The sequence below is a fragment of the Acinetobacter sp. 226 genome (genome assembly GCF_048147925.1).
In the GTDB taxonomy this organism is placed as follows: domain Bacteria; phylum Pseudomonadota; class Gammaproteobacteria; order Pseudomonadales; family Moraxellaceae; genus Acinetobacter; species Acinetobacter pecorum.
Genome location: NZ_JAYWYX010000015.1, coordinates 32,342 through 53,195, shown reverse-complemented (window position 1 = coordinate 53,195; position 20,854 = coordinate 32,342). Strand labels below are relative to the sequence as shown.

Below are 20,854 nucleotides of genomic sequence, written 5' to 3'. Positions count from 1 at the left end.
CTTCGTTCATACAGTTAACCTCTGCTGTAATTTTTTCACGATATACGTGGCAATCAGGCTAACGGTGAAATACACCAAGCCGGCAAAAAGAATATATTGGGTCAGTAAAGACATCAGGTCCCCCCGGACATAGCTGGTACGGAAAAAGTCCAGCAGGCCAATGGCATAGACCATGGTCGAGTCCTGAAACAGAATAATAGTCTGTTGTAATAACAGCGGTGTCATCTTGCGAAAGGCTTGAGGCAGAACAATCAGTCGCATGGACTGGCCATAACTCATCCCCAGTGCAGAGGCAGCATCGGTTTGACCCTTCGGAATGGACTGAATCCCGGCACGGACAATTTCCGAAAAATAGGCGGCTTCAAACAGCATAAAGGCGACAATACTGGATACCAGGGCTGTATCCATAGTCAGGTATTTGCCAGTCAGCCCGGTATAGATAAAGGGCACAGCAAAATAGAACCACATCAGCACCAGCAGCAGGGGAATGGAGCGAAACAGATTCACATAGCCTTTGGCAAGCCATTTCAATACCCGGATTGATGACAGCCGCATCAAAGCAAGCAAGGTACCAATCAGAATCCCGCCAACCGTGGCAAAACATACAACTTTTAAAGTGATACTGAAACCATGCCAGAGTGCTGGTGCGGAAAGCTGTAAATCCTGAAAAAATGCAGTGAACCCTTCCATTATTTCACTCCTGCAATTAGTCCAGGTACCTGAAAGCGCTTTTCCAGAAAATTCATGAAACTGATTAAGCAGACATTGATCAGGATAAAAATCAGGGTGACGTAGGTGTAAATCTCGATGGTATTCTGGGTGTATTCACTGATGGTTTTCATCTGGGAAATGATTTCTGCAACCCCGACCAGTGAAGCCACCGAGGTATTCTTGACGCAGTTGGTCAGTTCAGAACTGAGCGGTGGCAAGATCAAACGGAAAGACTGCGGTAAGATCACATAGCGATACAATTGTGCAGTGCTAAAACCCATGGCATAGCCGGCATTGACCTGTCCGCTTGGAATAGCTTCAATCCCGGTACGTACCTGTTCGCAAACCCGCGCTGCGGTAAACAGCCCCAAGCCGATACTGGCAGAAATTAGTGCCGTGGTATTGGCGCCTAAATCATTGATCCACCAGTTATGAATATAGCTGGGCAGAAAGTTGGGCACCACATAAAACCAGATAAATAACTGGATCAGTAAAGGCACATTACGGAAAATGGTCACATAGGCCGTTCCAATAGCCCGAGCTGTAGGACTGGGTAAGGTCCGCATGATGCCTAAGAGGCTACCCAGCAGCATGGCAATTGACCAGGCGATAATCGCAATCACAGCCAACCAGCCAATACCCGTCATGATCCAGTTCAGATAGGTGGTATCCCCAATCCCGGTCGGTTGCAATAAGACACCCCAATTCCAGCTATAATTCATCGCAACTCCAACAAAGATCCTTAAACATATTAGGCTTAAGTAAGGTGGATAAGATTCAATGCTTATTGATCACGGTCATGCGGGTTGCTGATCAAATTTTTTAACGCATCAGACATGGCATAGTTCAAGTTGATATTCTTGGGTGGAATAGGCGACTGGAACCATTTTTTATACATATTGTTGATTTCACCGGAGCTATACGTGGCTTTAATAGCATCATCCACAACCTGCTTAAACTCGGGGTCACCCTTACGCAGCATACAGCCATAAATTTCATGAATCGGGGCAGTGCCAACAATGTGCCACTTCTCAGGATTTTTAGCCTTGGATTTTTCTCCGGCCAGCAGAATGTCATCCATCATGAAGGCTGCAGCCCGGCCATTTTGCAGCATCAAAAAGGATTCTGCATGATCTTTGGCAGAAATAATTTCACCAATACCCAGTTCTTTTTCGTGCTGGCGGATATAACGTTCAGATGTGGTGCCGGCAGTGGTGACGACCTTTTTACCTTTAAGATCGCTAAAGTCCTTGATTCCGGAATCGGTTGCGGTTAACAGGCGGGAACCCACTTCAAAGAAGCCGACTGAGAAATCGACCTGTTGCTGACGTTCTTTGTTGTTAGTTGTCGATCCACATTCCAGATCAACCGTACCATTGGAAACCAGAGGAATCCGGTTCTGGCTGGTTACCAGGTTATAACGGATTTTTAGATCAGGCATGTTCAGCTTCTGTTTGACGGCTTCGACCACTTTTAGTTGCAGATCATGCGCATAGCCGACGGGTTGATTCGGGTTGTCGGCAATATAGGAAAATGGAATCGAGGAGTCGCGATAACCTAAAACAATGGTGCCGGACTGTTTGATTTTATTGAGTGTGCCGGAAGCCTTCTCGCCGCTTTGCTGAGTATTTGGCGCCTGATTATCACTACAGGCACTCAGTCCCAAGATCAGCGGGGTGGCACACAGCAAGGTAGCCAATTGAGATTTTAATTTCATCGTGAAACTCCATTTTTCCATTATTATGATCGAGCCTATTTTTGTGCTGAGACTGTATTAAGATTATTGCTATAAAGTCTAAATGCTCGTTTATATTCATCTTAGTGGATAATTCCAGCAGGACTCAAGCTGAATTTATTGCTGAAATGTTACTGACTTAAAAAGAAAACCTGGTGGATCAGGGACAAGATGCAAATAGGTATGAGGCTTAGGTTCAAAAGACGAAAAAACAATAAGTCATAAAAAACCTCCATTGCGGAGGTTTTTTGTTTCAAGCTTAATGTACAAACATATCCATGGATTCACGGATTTCCTGAATGGCGGTTTCGACATCGGAGCTGAGCCAGGTCGGTTCAAAGAATCCTGCATAGTGCTCAATACGGTCTGCAGGCACGACCAGACGCACTGGACAGTCTTCTTCCAGTAAGCGCCACGGAATAATTGGCACTTCATTATCCAGCCATGCCGTTACATCTCGAATATCGATAATCATTGCATTGACACAGTCCGGAAAAGGCATCACGGAAAATTCCTCGGTACGGCGACGGAAATATTCCAGATCCTGCCAGCGAAGCAGGAAGCTTGGCTTGCTGAATTCAATAATTCCAATCAGATGCTGATCGCGGCTGTAGTGCAGCATGCATTGATGTGTGACGTCAGTATCAAGATCAAGCGATACACTTTGTTGACGATACGCCATATAACTCGGGTGTATAAATGAAAAGGTGGATAATTATAACGCATTTCATCGCTGAAAGGCAGCGTTCCGGATGTCTTCGCTGTAGCTCCCGTAACTGGTACGACTTATGCATATTTTCAGGGAACAACGATAAAAATAACGAGGTTGCTATGTCAGAATCAAAAAGTGTGATTGATACCGGTGTGACTGAAACAGCAGTACAGGAAGATTATTTTGCCTTGCGACAGCTCAAGAAGGGTGCTGTAGGCTGGCTGCTTCTTGTTGGTCTGGGGGTCGCGTATGTGATTTCCGGTGATTTTGCCGGCTGGAATTTCGGTCTGGCACAGGCGGGCTGGGGAGGTATGTTTATTGCGACCATTGTAGTGGCATTCATGTATCTGTGTATGTGCTTGGCCATGTCCGAAATGTCGACCATGCTGCCTACCGCCGGTGGGGGATACAGTTTTGCCCGTACTGCTTTTGGCCCCTTTGGCGGCTATCTGACCGGAAGTGCCATCCTGATTGAGTATGCCATTGCTCCGGCAGCAATTGCCTGTTTTATTGGCGCCTATTGCGAGGCCTTGTTTGGTATTGGCGGCTGGATCATTTATCTGGTGAGCTATCTGGTTTTTATGGGCTTGCATCTGAAAGGTGTAGGTGAAGCACTCAAAATCATGTTTGTGATCACCGCCATTGCCGCGATTGCCTTGATGGTGTTTATCTTTGGCATGTTGCCCTATTTTGATAGTGCAAACCTGTTTGATATTGCAGTCAGTACGAAAGCAGTTGGTGCAAGCAGTTTCCTGCCATTGGGTTATCTGGGTATCTGGGCAGCAGTGCCTTATGCGATCTGGTTTTTTCTGGCAGTTGAAGGGGTGCCACTGGCAGCCGAGGAGGCCAAAGAGCCAGCCAAATCCTTGCCGCGTGGCCTGATTGGTTCCATGCTGATTCTGGCATTCTTTGCCCTGAGTATTTTGCTGCTCGGTCCTGGCGCAGCAGGTGCAGATACGCTGAAAGATTCTGGTGCACCACTGGTGGATGCCTTGGTTGCAGTGTATGGCGCCAATACCTGGATGGCAAGTTTCGTGAATTTTGTCGGGCTGGCGGGTCTGATCGCCAGTTTCTTCTCGATTATCTATGCCTATTCCCGTCAAATTTTTGCACTCTCACGTGCCGGTTATTTACCGAAAAAACTGTCCTTGACCAACAGCAATCATGCACCTTATTTGGCCATCATTATTCCGGGGATTATTGGCTTCCTGTTGTCCCTTTCGGGTGAAGGTGATCTGCTGATTCTGATGGCAGTCTTTGGTGCCACTATTTCCTATGTCTTGATGATGATGTCCTACATCAAGCTTAAACTGTCTCGACCAAATCTGGCACGTCCATATAAAGCACCAGGTGGTATTGTCACGGCATCGATTGCTTTAGTACTTGCAGCCATTGCAGTGGTCGCAGGCTTTCTGGTTGATCCAAAAGTCTGGTTAATGGCAGCTGCCATTTACATTGCACTGATTCTCTATTTCCTGCTGTATAGCCGTCATCATCTGGTGGTAGGTACACCGGAAGAAGAATTTGCCCGTATCGAGGCAGCAGAAAAGGAATTGAAATAAATTATCTATCAGGGAGAAAACGCTTATGCTGTATCAGATCAATGTGGCCAGTCAGTATTATGTTTTTGAGGATTTAAAAACCCTGTTGGCCAAGGCTACGCCTGAACGTTCTGGTGATCAGCTGGCAGGGATTGCGGCCACTGATGCAACCGAGCGGGTCGCTGCACAAATGTGTCTGGCAGAAGTGCCGTTACAGCAGTTTTTGCAAGAAGCAGTGGTTCCTTATGAAAAGGACGAGGTCACCCGCCTGATCATGGATGAACATGATGCTGATGCCTTTTATCCGATCTCGCATTTTACTGTTGGAGATTTTCGTAACTGGCTGCTCAGTGCAGATGCCACCACAGAAAAACTTGCTGCTTTAAAAATGGGTCTGATTCCGGAAATGGTCGCGGCAGTGAGCAAGATTATGCGCAATCAGGATCTGATTCTAGTGGCAAAAAAATGTCGTGTAATCACACGTTTTAGAAATACCATTGGTCTGAAAGGGCATCTTTCCACCCGCTTGCAGCCGAACCATCCGACTGATGATTTGATGGGAATCTCAGCTTCGATTCTGGATGGACTGATGTATGGCAATGGAGATGCGGTCATCGGAATCAACCCGGCGACAGATAATCTGCAGAATTTGACTGAGCTGCTCAAACTGCTCGATCATATTATCCAGGAATATAAGATTCCGACCCAGTCTTGTGTTTTGACCCATATCACGTCCGGCATTCAGCTGGCAAATAAAAATGTTCCGATTGATTTAATGTTCCAGTCCATTGCGGGAACCGAAAAAGCCAATACCGGTTTCGGCATCAATCTGGCGCTGTTGCAGGAAGGTTATGAGGCGACCTTAAGCCTGCAACGCGGCACCGTGGGCCAAAATGTCATGTATTTTGAAACCGGACAGGGCAGTGCCTTGTCTAGCAATGGCCATCATGGCGTGGATCAACAGACTGTGGAAGCGCGTGCCTACGCCGTGGCACGTAAGTTTAATCCCTTGCTGGTCAATACTGTAGTCGGCTTTATCGGGCCGGAATATCTGTATAACGGCAAGCAGATTATCCGGGCCGGACTGGAAGACCATTTTTGTGGCAAGCTGCTCGGTGTGCCAATGGGCTGCGATATTTGCTACACCAACCATGCCGATGCCGATCAGGATGATATGGATGTACTGCTGACCTTGCTTGCCAATGCCGGACTGAATTTTATCATGGGTATTCCCGGTTCAGATGATGTGATGCTGAATTATCAGACGACCTCCTTTCATGATGCGCTCTACATCCGGCAATTACTGGGATTAAAAGCGGCCCCCGAATTTGACCACTGGCTGGAGCAGCAGGGAATTTTGGCGCAACAGTCCAATCAGCTGCACTGGCCGACCGAGCTACCGAAGCAATTTTCACGTCTAATCCTGTCTTGAGGAAGTACTATGAAACTGATTGCCGATGTGAAATTTGAGTCCCAATTACAGGATAATCCCTGGCAGAAATTGAAAGCTTTTACTGATGCACGGATTGCCTTAGGCCGAACTGGTGGCAGCTTGCCGACTCGACCAAGTCTGGAATTTCAGCTAGCGCATGCTCAGGCCAAAGATGCCGTACTGAAGCCACTTGATGTTGAATCGTTAAAAGCGGGTTTGAGTAAAACAGGACTACCCATTCTGGAAATTGACAGTCAGGCGGTAGAGAAAGATCTTTATCTTAAACGTCCCGATCTCGGGCGTGTGCTTTCACAACAATCCAAAACGATGTTGCAGCAATACCGGGCCGAACATCAGCAACATTGGGATGTAGCCATTGTGCTGGGAGATGGGCTGTCGGCGCGTGCTATTGAGGAAAATGCACCTTATTTTGTTCCAGCCTTGATAGACGCTTGCAAGGAGGGAGGCTGGAAGGTTGCGCCCATGGTAATTGCACAAGGCAGTCGGGTCGCTTTAGGGGATGAAGTCGCAGAAATCTTGAAAGCCAAAATGCTGGTTATGCTGATTGGTGAGCGGCCAGGCTTAAGCTCACCAGACAGTATGGGTATTTACTATACTTATAATGCTTTTAAAGGCTGTCATGATGCCTTGCGTAACTGTATTTCCAATGTGCGGCCTGCAGGTCTGGCATATCCAATTGCCATTCAGCGACTGGTGGCATTGATGCGTAAATCCTGCGAACTTAAGCTTTCAGGGGTGCAGTTGAAAGATGAACACCAAACCCCAGTCGATATGCAACATACCTCAGTAAAACGGCTATTTTAACCAAGGCATCAATGAGAGAATTCTGAGGGATTAGTGACTTACATCTCGTCACCATCTCACCATGTTTTGTCACAGAAGCCTTATTCACAGCTTGTTATTCTAAAAATCTACTTATGAATAACAAAGAGTGAGGATGGTTATGGTCGATGATTTCAATAAAAAACCACCTTTGAATCATCAGGCAGACGTGACGCAGAAAAAGCGTATCCCTGTTTATATCTTGATTTTGGTCGGTATTTTTTTACTTGCCCTACTGTTTTATATGTTTTCTGACATGAAGCCAGATGCAAGTGATGCGCCTGCTGGGCATCCAAATCCAAATGTGCAGCCTGCTACCCCAAATAATTCTACCCCAGTCGGTGAGCCTACACAAGGCACTGCTACCATGAATAATGGAACTGAAGCAACTGCAACTGATGGTACAGAAGCAACTGCAACCGCGACTGATGGGCAGGCCACCCAATAACTAAAAATACCTGAAAAGCTCTAGTGAACCACTGGGGCTTTTTTGCAATGGAGCATGATGTTTGAAGGCAGTGCCATCTACCTGGTGTAAGTCTGAAAACATCAAATCCAAATATGAATCCGGAAGAAGAAGGGGCTGATTGCTTCAGGGACATGCCCCGATTTCAGATAAATAGCTTAATAACAATGAGGGTAGAACAACATGAATGATTATATGAGAAGCCCGCGTGGTGGCTTCGATGCAATGTACTATTGGGATCAGTTTTATCCCATTCTTAGTGCAATTGCCATCTTAGTAATTGGCTGGATCATTGCGTTACTGGTTTCGGCAGCTGTTAAAAAGCTCTTGCAGAAACTGGGGACCAATACACACTTAAATACGGCGACAGGCCATCACTCTAATGTAGAAAGTATTGTTGCCCGTGTCGTATTCTGGATTATTCTGATTATTGCCGTGATTGGTGCACTGAATGTACTGAATCTTACTGGTGTCAGTGGTCCATTCAGTAATATGATCGAGCAGTTCCTGTTATTTATCCCGCAGTTACTAGGTGCAATTGCAATTGGATTCATAGGCTGGATTGTAGCCAATCTGGTCAAGATGGGATTGCAGAAGGTACTTGACCGAACGCAACTGGATGAAAAACTCAGTGCGGAAGTAGGTGTCAGTCCGATCAGCCAAAACATCAGTCAAATTGTTTACTGGTTAATCCTGTTGCTATTTTTGCCAATCGTACTCTCGATTCTAGGTCTCAACGGTCTGTTGTTACCGGTTGAAAATATGCTGACTGATGTCGTAAGTTATTTACCAAATATCTTTATTGCTGCAGTGATCATTTTTGTCGGTTATATCCTGGCTAAAATTTTACGTGGTATCGTGGAAGGACTGGTAAATAGTTTTAATTTACAACAGCATGCTGAAAAAGTAGGAATTTTTAAAAACTCGAATGTCGCCCAGGTAATTGGTACATTCATCTTCGCCGTGGTCATTATTACTGCACTCATCATTGCATTTGAAGCACTCGGTATCGAGGCAATTTCTCAGCCTGCTACAGCCATGCTGTATGAAATCATGAATGCCATTCCAAATATCATCGCTGCTGCGTTGATTCTGATACTGGCTTATGTGGTGTCTAAACTGGTTGCTGCTCTGGTAGTTGAAGTAATCGCCGGTACAGGTGTTGATGAAGTTCCTGCCAAACTGGACGTCCAGCGCTTTTTAGGAACGACTAAACTTTCAAGTGTAGTCGGTTATCTGATCGTTTTCTTCACCATGCTATTTGCAGTATCGGAAGCAGCGAATCGCCTTGGCTTTGAACAGATCAGTGGCCTGATTGCGATGTTCATCTACTTTGGTGCCAACATCCTGCTAGGTGCGGTAATTCTGGTTATCGGTTTCTGGCTGGCCAATATCGTTGCCAATATCGTACAGCGCGGCGAATACAAGAGTTCACACTGGTTAGGGAATCTGGTTCGTGTTCTGATCATGGGACTAGTTGTAGCAATGGGTCTGCGTGCCATGGGCATTGCCGATTCAATTGTTAACCTGGCATTCGGTTTAACTCTAGGTGCTGTAGCGGTGGCATTTGCCTTGGCATTTGGTCTGGGCGGCCGTCAACCTGCTGAGCGTGTACTTACAGATCTGATTGACAAAGCCAAACGAGAAGCTAAACATCCAAATCCGGTCAAAGACAAAGCTGAAAACAGTATATTCTCTGGCTTAGGTGGCAAAAACCGTACTACCGGAACAGGTACTAATGATTCTTCAATCACAACTCCAGGAGCAGGTATCGTGCCAAATCAAGACTCAGATAATACCCCTATAGATGACGATTTATCTCATACGACACCGGCCATCCTTACGACTGCGCCACAGGATGATGAGTCTTTGGGTATTGATCCGGTCCCGGGCGAGGATCAAGCTGTACCGGATTCAGTAAAAGTCGATCCGACTCATCCGCCAGCCAATAATCCATTTGGTTCAACCGGAGAAAAAGAGCCGAATGTTGATATTGACCGTTCTACCCAAAACAAAGATGACCTGAAATAACCTGTTATTTCTAAGAGAAATCGACCACGCTTAAGTGGTCGATTTTTTTCAGTCCTAAGGAAAATTGCATGAATACCAAGAAACCTAACAAGGTCCTGGCGCCTTTAGTCATCGCAGGAATTACCATTGGCTTTTTTACTGCCGCCTACCGATTTATTTTTGTGAAGAGCAAACAGGACGAACAGTCTGAGCAAGAGCTGGAAAAGGAACTTCCTGAAACTGATGAATTTAACTAAAAGTGAAATCCAGCTTCGTACTTAAAAATAGAATATGGTCTTTAAAATATATATAATATTCAAGTGAATACTAAAATGATTTTGGTATTCTTCTTGCATTAAAAATATAAGGACAAGGAGATCAACAATATGTGGAAAGCACTACAGCATACATTCATTGCATCTACAGCAGATGAACTGCCATTACATCTGCGAGAAGCAACGCGAAAAATGCAGCTTGCGATTAACCGTTTAGAAAGTACGGCCAATCTCAACCTGTTTAAAACAGATTATCTGGAATGAATAAAGTATTAATCCAGATCATCTATTGATTAAACATATTCCGATGCGGCATGCGCAGATGACCATGCCCATTGGAAGTTATAGCCACCTAAATGTCCGGTGACATCCAGAACTTCACCAATAAAATACAAGCCTTTCTGCTTTTTACTTTCCATGGTTTTTGAGGATATTTCAGTGGTATCTACACCACCCAAAGTCACTTCAGCAGTCCGGTAGCCTTCAGTTCCGGAGGGTTTCACTTCAAAACCATGCAGACGCGCCGCAATCTGTTCCAGCTTATCATCACTGATGTTACCGATTGAAGTTTCTGCAACATCAACCCAGATCAAATTCTGCAATTCCAGAACCACACTTTTCGGTAAATATTCATTCAATAGCGTACGTAGCAGGACTTTCGGCTGGCTTTGTTTTTTGGATTTGAAAAAATCCAACAGATCAACACTTGGAAGGAAATCTACCTTAAAACTCTGACCAACATCCCAATAGTTGGAAAGCTGCAGGGAACTTGGTCCACTTAAGCCGCGATGGGTAAATAGCAGCGCTTCGGTAAAACTATTAAGCTCATTAGAAAGTGTTGCTTCTACGGCATTACCACTCAAACGCGTGGTAACGTCTTTAAATCCATCAGAGAAAGTAAAGGGGACCAGTCCGGCACGGGTCGGATAGACATGATGTCCAAACTGTTTTGCAATTTCATAGCCAATTCCTGAACCGCCCAGCGTAGGAATCGATAAACCGCCAGATGCCACCACGACAGACTCAACTTCAAAATACCCCAAAGACGTTGCAACCTGGAAACCTTGATCATCTACCGCATTGACTGCTTTGACTTCACAATTGGTTTTAATTTCGACCAGACCGGTTTTATCGCATTCTGCCAATAGCATTGACAGGATATCTTTGGCACCATTTAAGGTAAACAACTGTCCATGTTTGCGTTCCTCATATTCGATGCCATATTCGCATACCAGTCCAATAAAATCCCAGTTGGTATAGCGAGTCAGGGCCGAAATGACAAAATGCGGATTGTGTGAAATGTAATTTTCAGGTTCGACATACAGATTCGTAAAATTACATTTTCCGCCACCTGACATCAGGATTTTTTTGCCAACCTTATTGGCTTTTTCTACCACCACGACTCTACGCCCACGTTGCGCAGCCATATACGCTGTCATTAAACCTGAGGCACCGGCGCCTATGACGAGAACATCGTATTGCTTGGAAGACATCACACACTCAAGGGAGAACAAAAGGAAAGCATTATAGACAATTTTATTTCAGCTTTCTCTATTCCAGAAAAAACAGTCCCTAGATTGCAGATGTGCACCCGATTTTAAACATAAAATATTTGAAAGCTGCTTAAAACTCATGCATAGTTTTTTTACCAACTCCATAAAAAGCATAATAAGAAGGAAAAAGCGAATGGCAAGTGCAGATGATTTAAAACAATATAATCTGATTACTTATATCCTGTATATTTTAGGATTTATTATTGGTGTTACACCATTTATCGCGATTGTGATGAATTATATCAAGCGTGACGAAATGCGCGGAACCTGGCTGGAAAGTCATGTCGATTGGCAGATTAAAACTTTCTGGATCAGTTTGCTAGGCTATATCATCGGAGGCTTGTTGACCATGATTCTGATTGGTTTCCTGATCGTGTTTGTAGTCTTTATCTGGCATATTTACCGCTTGGTCAAAGGATTAATTGCCTTGAATAATAATCAGCCGGTTCAGGCCTGAATCGGAGCAAAGGGAACATTACGGCCTTGCAGACCACCGCTATGAATCACCAACAGTCTTGATCCGGTCGGAAAATAATTTTTTTCGATCAAATCTAAAATCCCCATCAGCATTTTGGCGGTATAGACCTGCTCCAGTGGAATTGAAAACCGGGATTCAAACTCCTGAATAAACTGCATTAGTTCCAGTGAGGTTTTGGCATAACCACCACAACAGTAGTCATCGAGAATATTCCAGTTGGTTTTGCTGGTAAGTCGGGCGACTTCATCTTTTAAGAATGAACCTTTGAGTGCTGAAAATCCCAAAACCTGCTGATGGGCCTGACTGGCTTCAATCAAACCTGTAATCGTTCCGCCAGTTCCTGCCGCACAGCAAATGACATCAAATTGAGTATCATCTTCTTTTAGAATTTCCTGACAACCTTGAATGGCCAATGCATTGGTTCCACCTTCAGGAATGACAAAATGCCTAGGAAATTTTTGTCCCAATTCCAATAAATAATCAGCCTCATGCTTACGTCGATATTGTTCACGACTGACAAAATGCAGTTGCATTCCGAATTTTTGGGCGGTGGCTAATGTTGGATTCAATGGTCGACCAGCCAGTTCTTCCCCTCGAATAATTCCGACAGATTTAAAGCCAAAGTGCTGCGCAGCAAATGCAGTTGCCGCAATATGATTGGAGTAAGCGCCTCCAAAACTCAGGATATGCTGATAACCCTGTCTTTGCGCTTCAAGAAAATTATATTTTAATTTAAAGAACTTGTTTCCCGAGATCTGGGGATGTACCAGATCCAGACGCCGTAGGGTCACAGAAACATCTTTAATAAAAATCTGTTGATCGGGAATATTATGAGCAATCATTTCAAACATAAAAATCAAGATAGTAGGTTGTTTTACCAGTATGACGAAGGTAATAAAAGAATTAGAGACTTAGGATAGGTTATTTCTTATAGCTAGACATCGGTTTTGATGCAGAATGTCACAAATATTTTGCTGATTATTTGAGCAGGAATGTTAATCTAGAAATAGGAACTCCCTTGAGGAGGGTAGAATAATGAAAATATTATCCTATGCAGTTCTAGCTGGTGTACTGCTTGGTTTGTCGGGCTGTGATGATGCAATGAATAAGCCTAAAACCGAAAGCCGTACAATGATTATCGGTGGTGTGCCTGTCCATGACCGGGATTATAAGAGGATTGACTCCTCGGTGACCGCACGAGATCAACTGAAACAATAAGATGACCTCATGAAATATTAAGAGATTTGTGTAGAAATATTAAAGCAAAATTAATTATTTTTACTTAAAATAGCGCATTCATTTTTAAGCTGGGATAGTCACGTGGAATCATTCTGGATTTTAGGTTCTATTGCTTTCGCCCTGATGTTAGGTGCGATGAGTCCAGGGCCGACTTCTATATATGTGGCAAAAAATTCAATTGCGATTTCACGTAAGCATGGCTTATTCACCGCTTTAGGTACGGGGACTGGGGCTGCCATTTTTGGTCTGTTGGCAGTGCTGGGCTTACAGGCATTTTTACTGGCTGTACCTTCCGCCTATCTGGCCTTAAAAATTTGTGGTGGTTTATATCTGCTCTGGCTGGCTTTTAAAATTATTAGACATGCCAAAGATCCGATTGAGGCAGATGCTGCGATTACCAAGCAGATGTCGTTACGCCGTGCGTTTACCACCGGTTTGATTACACAATTGTCCAATCCCAAAATTGCCATTGTATTAGCCAGTATTTTTACTGCGCTATTACCTAAAGAGATTCCAACCCATTTTTATTTTGTTTTACCCATCTTGTGTTTTTTTATTGATGCAGGCTGGTGTTCTCTGGTGGCAGTGGCATTGTCTGCAGAAAAGCCGCGTCGTGTTTATTTGAAATTTAAGGCCATCTTTGACCGCGCAGCAGGAGCAGTGATGACCGTATTAGGTTTGAAGCTGATTTTTGGGATGAAGTAATTATTTCTTATAAGTTCAGCTTATAGATATAAAAAAAGCCCCTATTGTTGGGGCTATTTTAATTTGGTCGTTAAAAAATATTATCGTCGGAGTTAGCAGAAATCCGGTGAATAGACAAGTCTGCACCCATAAATTCATCTTCCTGACTCAGACGAATACCGATGCAAACCTTAAGCAAACCATAAACCAGGAAGCCACCTGCCAAAGCAGTAATAATCGCCAGAGCTGTACCAAATAGTTGTGAAAGAATAGAAACACCTCCGATGCCGCCTAGCCATTGCTGACCGAAAATACCAACTGCAAGCCCCCCAAAAGCACCACATACCCCATGCAAAGGCCAGACTCCTAATACGTCATCGACCTTGAGTTTATTTTGGGTATAGGTAAAGAGTCTTACAAAAATTATGCCGGCACTGATGCCGATGAAAAGAGCGCCAAGGGGATGTACCACATCAGAGCCTGCACAGATCGCTACTAGTCCGGCCAAGGGTCCATTATGCAGAAAGCCCGGGTCATCTTTACCTGCTATTTTGGCAGCAATAGTTCCCCCTACCATTGCCATTAAGGAATTAATCGCAACCAGTCCAGAAATAGCATCGAGGCGTTGTGCGCTCATGACATTAAAACCAAACCAGCCGACAATTAGAATCCATGAACCCAAGGCCAAAAAAGGAATTGAAGAGGGTGGATGTGCAGTAATCCGGCCATCATTTTTATAGCGGTCATGACGTGCACCGAGCAGAATTACTGCAGCCAATGCGATCCAGCCGCCCATGGCATGCACCACCACTGAACCTGCAAAATCATGAAAGCTGGCACCGAATGTATGAGCTAACCAGTCCTGAAAGCCTAAATTACCATTCCAGATCATGCCCTCAAAAAATGGATAGATCAGGGCAACCAGAAATAATGTCGCTAAAGCTTGAGCACGCATGTTGGCACGTTCAGCAATTCCTCCTGAAATGATCGCTGGAATGGCTGCAGCAAAGGTGAGCAGGAAGAAACAGCGCATCAGGTTATAGCCATGATCGGCTGCCAGCGTATGGGCATCGTGGAAGAAATGCTGACCATAGGCAATATAGTAACCCACTAAAAAATAAGCGATGGCGGAGATGGCAAAGTCAGTTAAAATTTTACTTAAGGCATTCACCTGATTCTTATGCTGAACTGTCCCTAGTTCTAAAAAAGCAAATCCTGCATGCATGGCAAGCACTAGAACTGCACCCAGAAGAAGAAATAATAAGTCTGCATTTTGCATGGTGCGTTCCAATTTAGTGCGTAGAATCACAAAAGAAATCCAGTATATAGAGGCAAACTGATTCGAAAAGAGGCAGGAACAAGGGAAATTTTGATGAAGAATTTCTTGAAATTGATAAGACTCGATATAAAGCACAATACAATTTTTGTGCACCAAACTAAGCCATGGGAAAAATTCATAAAGTTGAAATTTATATTATATTTTTAGATGTTTATATTTATCGTAAGAAAAACGGTGCTAAAAAAGCGTGCTAAAGGTGCACATGAAAAGTGAAAGATTTTTAAGAAAAAATTTAAAAATAAATGAAACCCTAAAAAATTAGGGTTTCATGTTTAGATCGAATTATTGAAGTATTCAATTAATCTTTAAAATGTACTGGAATCCACTATTCAATTAATCTTTAAAATGTACTGGAATCCACTGATAGCTTTTACTGTCCGTAGAATAGATATGACCAATGCCCGGGAAGGGTAAATGTGGTGCAGCAATGGTCTGGCCCTGTTTTGCATATTCGGCAAAATACTTTAAACGGGTATTTACTGCTTTTTTGGGATCTATATCAAAATCTACCGCAGTCTGTGGACGGTCAAATTGGATACTGTGCGAATGCACGATGTCCCCAATAAACACCATTTCCTGACCTTGTGATTTTAAGCTAAAACCAAAATGTCCCGGTGTATGACCAGCCGAACTGACTACATTGAAACCCTGAATCTTGTCGCCAACTTTGAAGGTTTTTAGCTGATTCTTGCTTTGGTAGGGAGCAATGGCATTTTTAATTTTATCGACTGTGCCAGTAAAGCTTGCACGTCTTTGCTGCGGCAAACTTTCTACGCTTTTCGGATTCATCCAGAAATCCATTTCAGGTTGGGAAATATAGATGGTCGCATTTGGAAAATTTGCCACGCCATTATTGCTAATGCCACAGACATGATCAGCATGTAAATGGGTTAATAAAATTGCCCCGACCTGTTCAGGACGATAACCTGCTGCTTTCAGATTGGTTAGAACCGAACCAAAATTGGGACCGTTACAGCTAGAAGCACCGCTATCTACCAACACAAGTGTTGAGCCGGTATTGACCAAAAAAGCATTTACAGAAGTTTGGATGCCTTTAGCCTGATCGATATAGTATTTTTTTAAAATCTGATCTGCCTGAGCTGGTGGAATATCCTTAAATAAAGCTTTGGACAGATAATTTGTGCCATCCAGCAGGGCGGTGACCTGTAAATTTCCAAATGGATATTGATAATAACCGGCCACCTGTTTCTGTTGAGCAGGAGATACAGGTTCAGCAGCTTGACCGTGGATACTTACCCCTAAAACAGACAATGAAAATAGAGAGGTGAAGAGGGAAGTTTTTAAAATATTCATGACAATTCTTATGTTGTGGAGTTTGTTCTATGTATTAGCATGTAAACTACGGAAAAAGAATATAAAAACATTTACTTTTTTTAAAGAGAGATAACGAATTGAACATCTGTACTAAGCATTAAGTTGAAAACTGTATATTGATTTTTTTCTAAAAATAAAATGTCTTTATTTTAAAATATTTTTATAAATAAATTACTTAGATAAGTTTCACTTTTTTAAAAAAGCCCGTTAACATGAGATATCACGAACAGCTTTGGGTATCGATATGAGTTTTTGGAAAAGAAAAAACAATGCCAGCTTTGTATTTTTTATCATTACCTTATATGGGCTGATTGGTTTCGGACTAGGTTATGTCATCTGGGAATTTATCTTACAAGGCTAAGTAAACCCAGCAATAAAAAAGCCTCTAGAGATAGGGGCTTTTTTATGTATTGATTAAGTCTTAAAGCATAGATGGATTTAAATAGTTTGTATCATCAAGTAGTGCAGTAATTTGGGTGTTACCGATTTGGTGATGGTAGAGTAGCCAGCTACTTATTTTTGTTGGGTGATGGTGGGTTCAGCCGCTTGGGTGGTGAAGGCGGTGGTGCTAAGAGCGAGTGCGAGGAATAGGGGGCTTAAATTTTTCATAGATTTGTTATATATTTTAAAGAGATATGTAGTTTTAGCATTTGTAATTAATGAAGTGAATAGATAAATTATTTAAAACAATTATATGGAATGAAAATGACAATATTAAATAATGCAATTGATTCTATTCAGCTTGGAATTGAAGATTATGAACTAATTGGTGAAAATCCTAAAAGATTAATTTCTTGTACAAGAAATTTATTTTCTGGAATATTGCTACTATTCAAGCACCACCTTTCAGAACTAAGTGATCCTAATAGTGATGAAGTTTTAATAAAACAAAAAATTAAACCCAAATTTATAAATGGCGAATTATTTTTTGTGGGTGATGGATTAAAAACAGTCGATGTTCAAGGAATTCAAGAGAGATTTAAAAGCTTAGATATTGAAGTTAATTGGAAGGAATTAGAGAAAATACAAAAATATCGAAATAATATTGAGCATTATTTCAGTACGGATAATCCTAAGGCTATAGAGGCAATGTTGACTCATAGTTTTAATATTATTAATGATTTTGTTCGAGTATATTTGAATGAAGAACCGTCTAAACTACTAGGGCAGGATTATTGGCAGAAATTACTTGATGTCAAAAATGTTTATGATAAAGAAAAGCTAGAATGCTTACACGCGCTAGAAAAAAATACTTATTTTTCAGCTAAACAAGAAGACTTAATATAAAATGCAATATGTTCAAATTGCGGTTCAGATTTGTTAAAGCCTATTGATACACAAGTTTCAGCTAAATATACCTCGTATGAATGTGTGGCTTGTCATGATGAGCTTTCATTTGAACAAGTAATCAATTCAGCAGTTTCAGTCGATTGTGAAAGAAACTATGGTTATTACCATTATAAAGATGGTGGTTCAGAACCTTACGCAATTTGTCCAGAATGTGGTGAAGAAACATATTCTATGGAAGAGCAAATCTGTCTATGTTGTGAGGAAAGCGCTATCCATGAGTGTGAAAGATGTCCTGCAAGTTTATCTCCAGAGGAAGTTACTTGGAATGAAGGATATTGTAGTTACTGCGTTTATCAGTGGGAAAAAATCTCAGAAGAATAGATATCAGTCTTTACTTTTGTCGGGGCAAAAGTAACAAAACCCCTTTGTTCGTTAGAGGGCACGTCCGTATGCCCCTAACGAACGAGCGACATCCATGTCGAAAATCATCTGATTAAATATTGTCGTCGAATTCTCAAAGATTCTCCCTCTCCCTTAGGGAAAGGGAAATACCCAATAAAAAAACCCCTACATTAGTAGAGGCTTTTTAAATAAATTATTTACTGCATTCTGGTTGAGAGCGGTCAATAATTTGAGTACCTTCTACGCGATAGCCAATTTGGCCAACAAGGAATGCCTGATTTAATTGAGTGATGACCACATCTGAAAGTGCTACCGTACAACGGTCTTTTTCAATAGCGCGATCTACTGCTGTTTTGAAATTAGGAATACCAAGTGGGAATAAAATTACTGGAACTTTATCTTCGCCTTTAACACGTTCGCCCTTAACAAACTGATTGGAGTTTAGGTTATAGTTTTTAGTTGAAGCCACAGTCATATCAGCCATACGAACTGAACAGCCTGTAAATACAAGTGTTGACATTGCTAAAACTGAAACTAATAATTTTTTCATGTTTACCCCGAATAATTATAAAAAATAAAAAGCGTTTCGATTCTATAGATATAATTTTAAAAAACAAGAAAATAAATTGTACAAATGGTATAAAAAAGCCCCTACATTAGTAGAGGCTTTTCCCATCTTAAAATCTAAATCTTAAGAAACCTTATCACCCGGTTTTGCACCAGATTCAGGTGAAATCACCCAAACCCCTTCGCCATTACCGGCAGCTAAAACCATACCGTTTGAAATACCAAAACGCATCTTACGCGGTGCGAGGTTCGCCACCATTACCACCAATTTGCCTTTGAGGTCTTCAGGTTGGTAGAACTCACGAATACCGCTAAATACGTTACGTGGCTCAGCTTCACCGACATTTAAAGTCAATTGAAGAAGCTTGTCAGAACCTTCAACCGTAGCAGCTTCAAGAACTTCAGCCACACGCAGGTCAACTTTCATAAAGTCTTCGATGCCAATAATTTCAGCTTCGCCAACTTTAGGCTCAGATTTTTTCTCAGCCTTCTTCTCTTTTTTCTTTTCAGCTTTAGTTGGCTCAGCAGCAGGAGCAGCTAAAGAATCTTTAGATGCATCCACCATAGCAGCAACAGCTTTTGGATCTACACGTTGCATTAACGGCTGGAATAAGGCAATTTCATGACTCAGCAGAATCGTTTCACGAGAAGCAAAATCGAAGCTTTCAAGTTGCAAGAAATCTTGAACCTGTTGAGCCAGTGTCGGCAATACAGGTGCTAAATACACTGCCAATTGACGGAACAGGTTAATACCCACAGAACATACGTTATGCACTTGTTGTTCCTGACCTTCTTGCTTAACAAGTGCCCAAGGCTTTTTCTCGTCAATATACTGGTTGGCTTTGTCCGCAAGTGCCATGATTTCACGGATCGCTGCCGAGAACTCACGGTCTTCGTATGCTTTTGCAATAGAATCACCCGCATCAATAAAGCTTTGAACCAGTTCAGGCTCTGCACATGTTGCACTTAACTTGTTATCAAATTTGGTATTGATGAATTTTGCACAACGGCTGGCAATATTCACAACTTTACCGACGAGGTCTGAATTTACTTTTTGCACGAAGTCATCAAGATTCAAGTCCGAATCTTCAACTTTGTCAGAAAGTTTAGAAGCAAAGTAATAACGTAAATATTCTGGGTTTAAATGCTCTAAATATGTTTCAGCTTTAATGAACGTACCACGAGATTTAGACATCTTCTGACCGTTGACAGTCAGGAAACCATTCACGAATAAGCCTGATGGCGTACGGTAATTTGCACCTTCCAGCATTGCCGGCCAGAACAGGGCGTGGAAATACACGATGTCTTTACCAATGAAATGATAGACTTCATTTTTAGAATCTTTTTTCCAGAAATCATCAAAGCTTAAATCAGGACGTTTAGTCTTGATGTAATTTTCAAAACTCGACATATAGCCAATTGGCGCATCGACCCACACATAGAAGTATTTGTTTGGCGCATCAGGAATTTCAAAACCAAAGTATGGTGCATCACGTGAGATGTCCCAATCGTTTAAGCCATTTTCAAACCATTCGTCCAGCTTGTTGGCAATCGATACCGGCAGGCGACCTTCATCACGGGTCCATTTTTGCAGGTATTCACCAAAGTTAGGCAGTTTGAAGAAGTAATGATCAGATGATTTTTCGACTGGTGTTGCGCCACTTAAAGTCGATTTTGGATTCAGTAGTTCAGTTGCGTTATAAGTCGTACCGCACACTTCACATGAATCGCCATATTGATCTTCAGCCTTACATTTCGGGCAGGTACCTTTAATAAACCGGTCTGACAGGAACATGCCTTTTTCAGGATCAAATAACTGCGTTACAGGACGAACAGCAATATTGCCAGCTTCACGGTTTTTGATATAGATTTCTGAAGCACGGACGCGGTTGGTATCACTATGCGTAGAATCATAATGATCGAAATGCACACCGAAACCGTCAAAATCACGGATATGTTCTTTTTGCACATTGGCAATTTGCGCTTCAGGGGAAATGCCATTCGCTTCAGCACGCAGCATGATCGCTGTACCATGAGCATCATCCGCACAGACATAAGTCACGTCATGACCCATCGCGCGCATGGCACGTACCCAAATATCTGCTTGGATATAGCCAAGTAAGTGACCCATATGAATCGGGCCATTGGCGTAAGGAAGGGCATTGGTGACTAAAATTTTACGCACGGATTCACTCTCTCATTCGTATTTTATGCAATGGGCGATAATTTTACATGAGATGGA

23 protein-coding genes and 1 pseudogene are annotated in these 20,854 nt (G+C 42.6%); 13 read left to right on the top strand and 11 right to left on the bottom strand.

Annotated features, from left to right (window positions below):
- Positions 1 to 6 precede the first annotated feature (6 nt).
- The 4 genes from VXP95_RS08780 to VXP95_RS08765 all read right to left on the bottom strand — a co-directional run bounded on the left by VXP95_RS08780 (position 7) and on the right by VXP95_RS08765 (position 3,128).
- A complete protein-coding gene (locus tag VXP95_RS08780; RefSeq protein ID WP_416706045.1) occupies positions 7 to 690 on the bottom strand; it encodes an ABC transporter permease subunit in 684 nt (227 codons plus the stop codon).
- A complete protein-coding gene (locus tag VXP95_RS08775) occupies positions 690 to 1,433 on the bottom strand; it encodes an amino acid ABC transporter permease (RefSeq protein ID WP_416711860.1) in 744 nt (247 codons plus the stop codon). The genes VXP95_RS08780 and VXP95_RS08775 overlap by 1 nt, the downstream gene beginning before the upstream one ends.
- Positions 1,434 to 1,495: 62 nt before the next feature.
- The gene (locus VXP95_RS08770; protein ID WP_064102492.1) at positions 1,496 to 2,428 is read right to left on the bottom strand and encodes a transporter substrate-binding domain-containing protein; all 933 of its coding nucleotides are present in this window, start codon (positions 2,426 to 2,428) and stop codon (positions 1,496 to 1,498) included.
- Positions 2,429 to 2,705: 277 nt separating this feature from the next.
- Complete coding sequence (locus VXP95_RS08765; RefSeq protein WP_064096443.1) at positions 2,706 to 3,128, bottom strand: hypothetical protein; 423 nt, start codon at positions 3,126 to 3,128, stop codon at positions 2,706 to 2,708.
- 149 nt (positions 3,129 to 3,277) lie between these two features.
- Between VXP95_RS08765 and eat the strand changes: the two genes are divergently transcribed.
- The 7 genes from eat to VXP95_RS08730 all read left to right on the top strand — a co-directional run bounded on the left by eat (position 3,278) and on the right by VXP95_RS08730 (position 9,989).
- A complete protein-coding gene (gene eat / locus VXP95_RS08760) occupies positions 3,278 to 4,720 on the top strand; it encodes an ethanolamine permease (RefSeq protein ID WP_416711859.1) in 1,443 nt (480 codons plus the stop codon).
- 25 nt (positions 4,721 to 4,745) lie between these two features.
- Entirely contained in the window at positions 4,746 to 6,131 is a 1,386-nt protein-coding gene (locus VXP95_RS08755; protein WP_064096441.1) for an ethanolamine ammonia-lyase subunit EutB, read from the top strand.
- 9 nt (positions 6,132 to 6,140) lie between these two features.
- On the top strand, positions 6,141 to 6,956 hold the full coding sequence (gene eutC, locus VXP95_RS08750) for an ethanolamine ammonia-lyase subunit EutC (RefSeq protein WP_064102490.1): 816 nt from the start codon (positions 6,141 to 6,143) through the stop codon (positions 6,954 to 6,956).
- A 139-nt stretch (positions 6,957 to 7,095) separates the two neighbouring features.
- Positions 7,096 to 7,422, top strand: coding sequence for a hypothetical protein (locus tag VXP95_RS08745; RefSeq protein WP_416681371.1), 327 nt, complete (start codon positions 7,096 to 7,098; stop codon positions 7,420 to 7,422).
- Positions 7,423 to 7,623: 201 nt separating this feature from the next.
- Positions 7,624 to 9,471, top strand: a complete 1,848-nt coding sequence (locus tag VXP95_RS08740; RefSeq protein ID WP_416711858.1) for a mechanosensitive ion channel — start codon at positions 7,624 to 7,626, stop codon at positions 9,469 to 9,471.
- Positions 9,472 to 9,539: 68 nt separating this feature from the next.
- The gene (locus VXP95_RS08735) at positions 9,540 to 9,707 is read left to right on the top strand and encodes a hypothetical protein (RefSeq protein WP_171254957.1); all 168 of its coding nucleotides are present in this window, start codon (positions 9,540 to 9,542) and stop codon (positions 9,705 to 9,707) included.
- A 129-nt stretch (positions 9,708 to 9,836) separates the two neighbouring features.
- Positions 9,837 to 9,989, top strand: coding sequence for a hypothetical protein (locus VXP95_RS08730; protein WP_171254956.1), 153 nt, complete (start codon positions 9,837 to 9,839; stop codon positions 9,987 to 9,989).
- 29 nt (positions 9,990 to 10,018) lie between these two features.
- Here the strand turns inward: VXP95_RS08730 and VXP95_RS08725 are convergent, their stop codons facing one another.
- Positions 10,019 to 11,218, bottom strand: coding sequence for an NAD(P)/FAD-dependent oxidoreductase (locus VXP95_RS08725; protein ID WP_416711857.1), 1,200 nt, complete (start codon positions 11,216 to 11,218; stop codon positions 10,019 to 10,021).
- Between the two features lie 193 nt (positions 11,219 to 11,411).
- Here VXP95_RS08725 and VXP95_RS08720 point away from each other — a divergent pair, with 193 nt between their 5' ends.
- On the top strand, positions 11,412 to 11,735 hold the full coding sequence (locus tag VXP95_RS08720) for a DUF4870 family protein (RefSeq protein ID WP_064096436.1): 324 nt from the start codon (positions 11,412 to 11,414) through the stop codon (positions 11,733 to 11,735).
- On the opposite strand, the gene VXP95_RS08715 is transcribed toward VXP95_RS08720, so the two are convergent.
- Positions 11,726 to 12,607, bottom strand: a complete 882-nt coding sequence (locus VXP95_RS08715; RefSeq protein WP_416711856.1) for a 1-aminocyclopropane-1-carboxylate deaminase/D-cysteine desulfhydrase — start codon at positions 12,605 to 12,607, stop codon at positions 11,726 to 11,728. The two genes, VXP95_RS08720 and VXP95_RS08715, sit on opposite strands and share 10 nt — an antisense overlap.
- A gap of 184 nt (positions 12,608 to 12,791) precedes the next feature.
- Between VXP95_RS08715 and VXP95_RS08710 the strand changes: the two genes are divergently transcribed.
- Together VXP95_RS08710 and VXP95_RS08705 are read left to right on the top strand one after the other, a co-directional pair.
- Positions 12,792 to 12,974, top strand: a complete 183-nt coding sequence (locus tag VXP95_RS08710) for an NF038215 family lipoprotein (RefSeq protein WP_416706040.1) — start codon at positions 12,792 to 12,794, stop codon at positions 12,972 to 12,974.
- 102 nt (positions 12,975 to 13,076) lie between these two features.
- The gene (locus VXP95_RS08705; protein ID WP_064096433.1) at positions 13,077 to 13,700 is read left to right on the top strand and encodes a LysE family translocator; all 624 of its coding nucleotides are present in this window, start codon (positions 13,077 to 13,079) and stop codon (positions 13,698 to 13,700) included.
- A 70-nt stretch (positions 13,701 to 13,770) separates the two neighbouring features.
- On the opposite strand, the gene VXP95_RS08700 is transcribed toward VXP95_RS08705, so the two are convergent.
- Positions 13,771 to 14,958: an ammonium transporter gene (locus tag VXP95_RS08700; protein ID WP_416711855.1), complete on the bottom strand. Its 1,188-nt coding sequence runs from the start codon at positions 14,956 to 14,958 to the stop codon at positions 13,771 to 13,773.
- A gap of 393 nt (positions 14,959 to 15,351) precedes the next feature.
- Complete coding sequence (locus VXP95_RS08695; protein ID WP_416711854.1) at positions 15,352 to 16,332, bottom strand: MBL fold metallo-hydrolase; 981 nt, start codon at positions 16,330 to 16,332, stop codon at positions 15,352 to 15,354.
- A gap of 265 nt (positions 16,333 to 16,597) precedes the next feature.
- Between VXP95_RS08695 and VXP95_RS08690 the strand changes: the two genes are divergently transcribed.
- Complete coding sequence (locus VXP95_RS08690) at positions 16,598 to 16,714, top strand: hypothetical protein (protein WP_404793566.1); 117 nt, start codon at positions 16,598 to 16,600, stop codon at positions 16,712 to 16,714.
- Between the two features lie 66 nt (positions 16,715 to 16,780).
- Here the strand turns inward: VXP95_RS08690 and VXP95_RS08685 are convergent.
- Positions 16,781 to 16,962: pseudogene (locus VXP95_RS08685) on the bottom strand (MBL fold metallo-hydrolase); the annotation flags it as partial.
- 96 nt (positions 16,963 to 17,058) lie between these two features.
- On the opposite strand from VXP95_RS08685, the gene VXP95_RS08680 reads away from it, so the two are divergent.
- Both VXP95_RS08680 and VXP95_RS08675 read left to right on the top strand, forming a co-directional pair.
- Entirely contained in the window at positions 17,059 to 17,640 is a 582-nt protein-coding gene (locus VXP95_RS08680) for a hypothetical protein (protein ID WP_416681329.1), read from the top strand.
- A 30-nt stretch (positions 17,641 to 17,670) separates the two neighbouring features.
- Positions 17,671 to 18,024 (top strand): hypothetical protein, encoded by a 354-nt coding sequence (locus VXP95_RS08675; protein ID WP_141667080.1) that lies wholly within the window; start codon positions 17,671 to 17,673, stop codon positions 18,022 to 18,024.
- Between the two features lie 214 nt (positions 18,025 to 18,238).
- Here the strand turns inward: VXP95_RS08675 and VXP95_RS08670 are convergent, their stop codons facing one another.
- Positions 18,239 to 18,595 carry a hypothetical protein gene (locus VXP95_RS08670; RefSeq protein ID WP_074383447.1) on the bottom strand — a complete coding sequence of 119 codons (357 nt, stop codon included), beginning with the start codon at positions 18,593 to 18,595 and terminating at the stop codon, positions 18,239 to 18,241.
- Between the two features lie 141 nt (positions 18,596 to 18,736).
- Positions 18,737 to 20,797: a methionine--tRNA ligase gene (gene metG, locus VXP95_RS08665; RefSeq protein ID WP_416711853.1), complete on the bottom strand. Its 2,061-nt coding sequence runs from the start codon at positions 20,795 to 20,797 to the stop codon at positions 18,737 to 18,739.
- Positions 20,798 to 20,854: the final 57 nt, after the last annotated feature.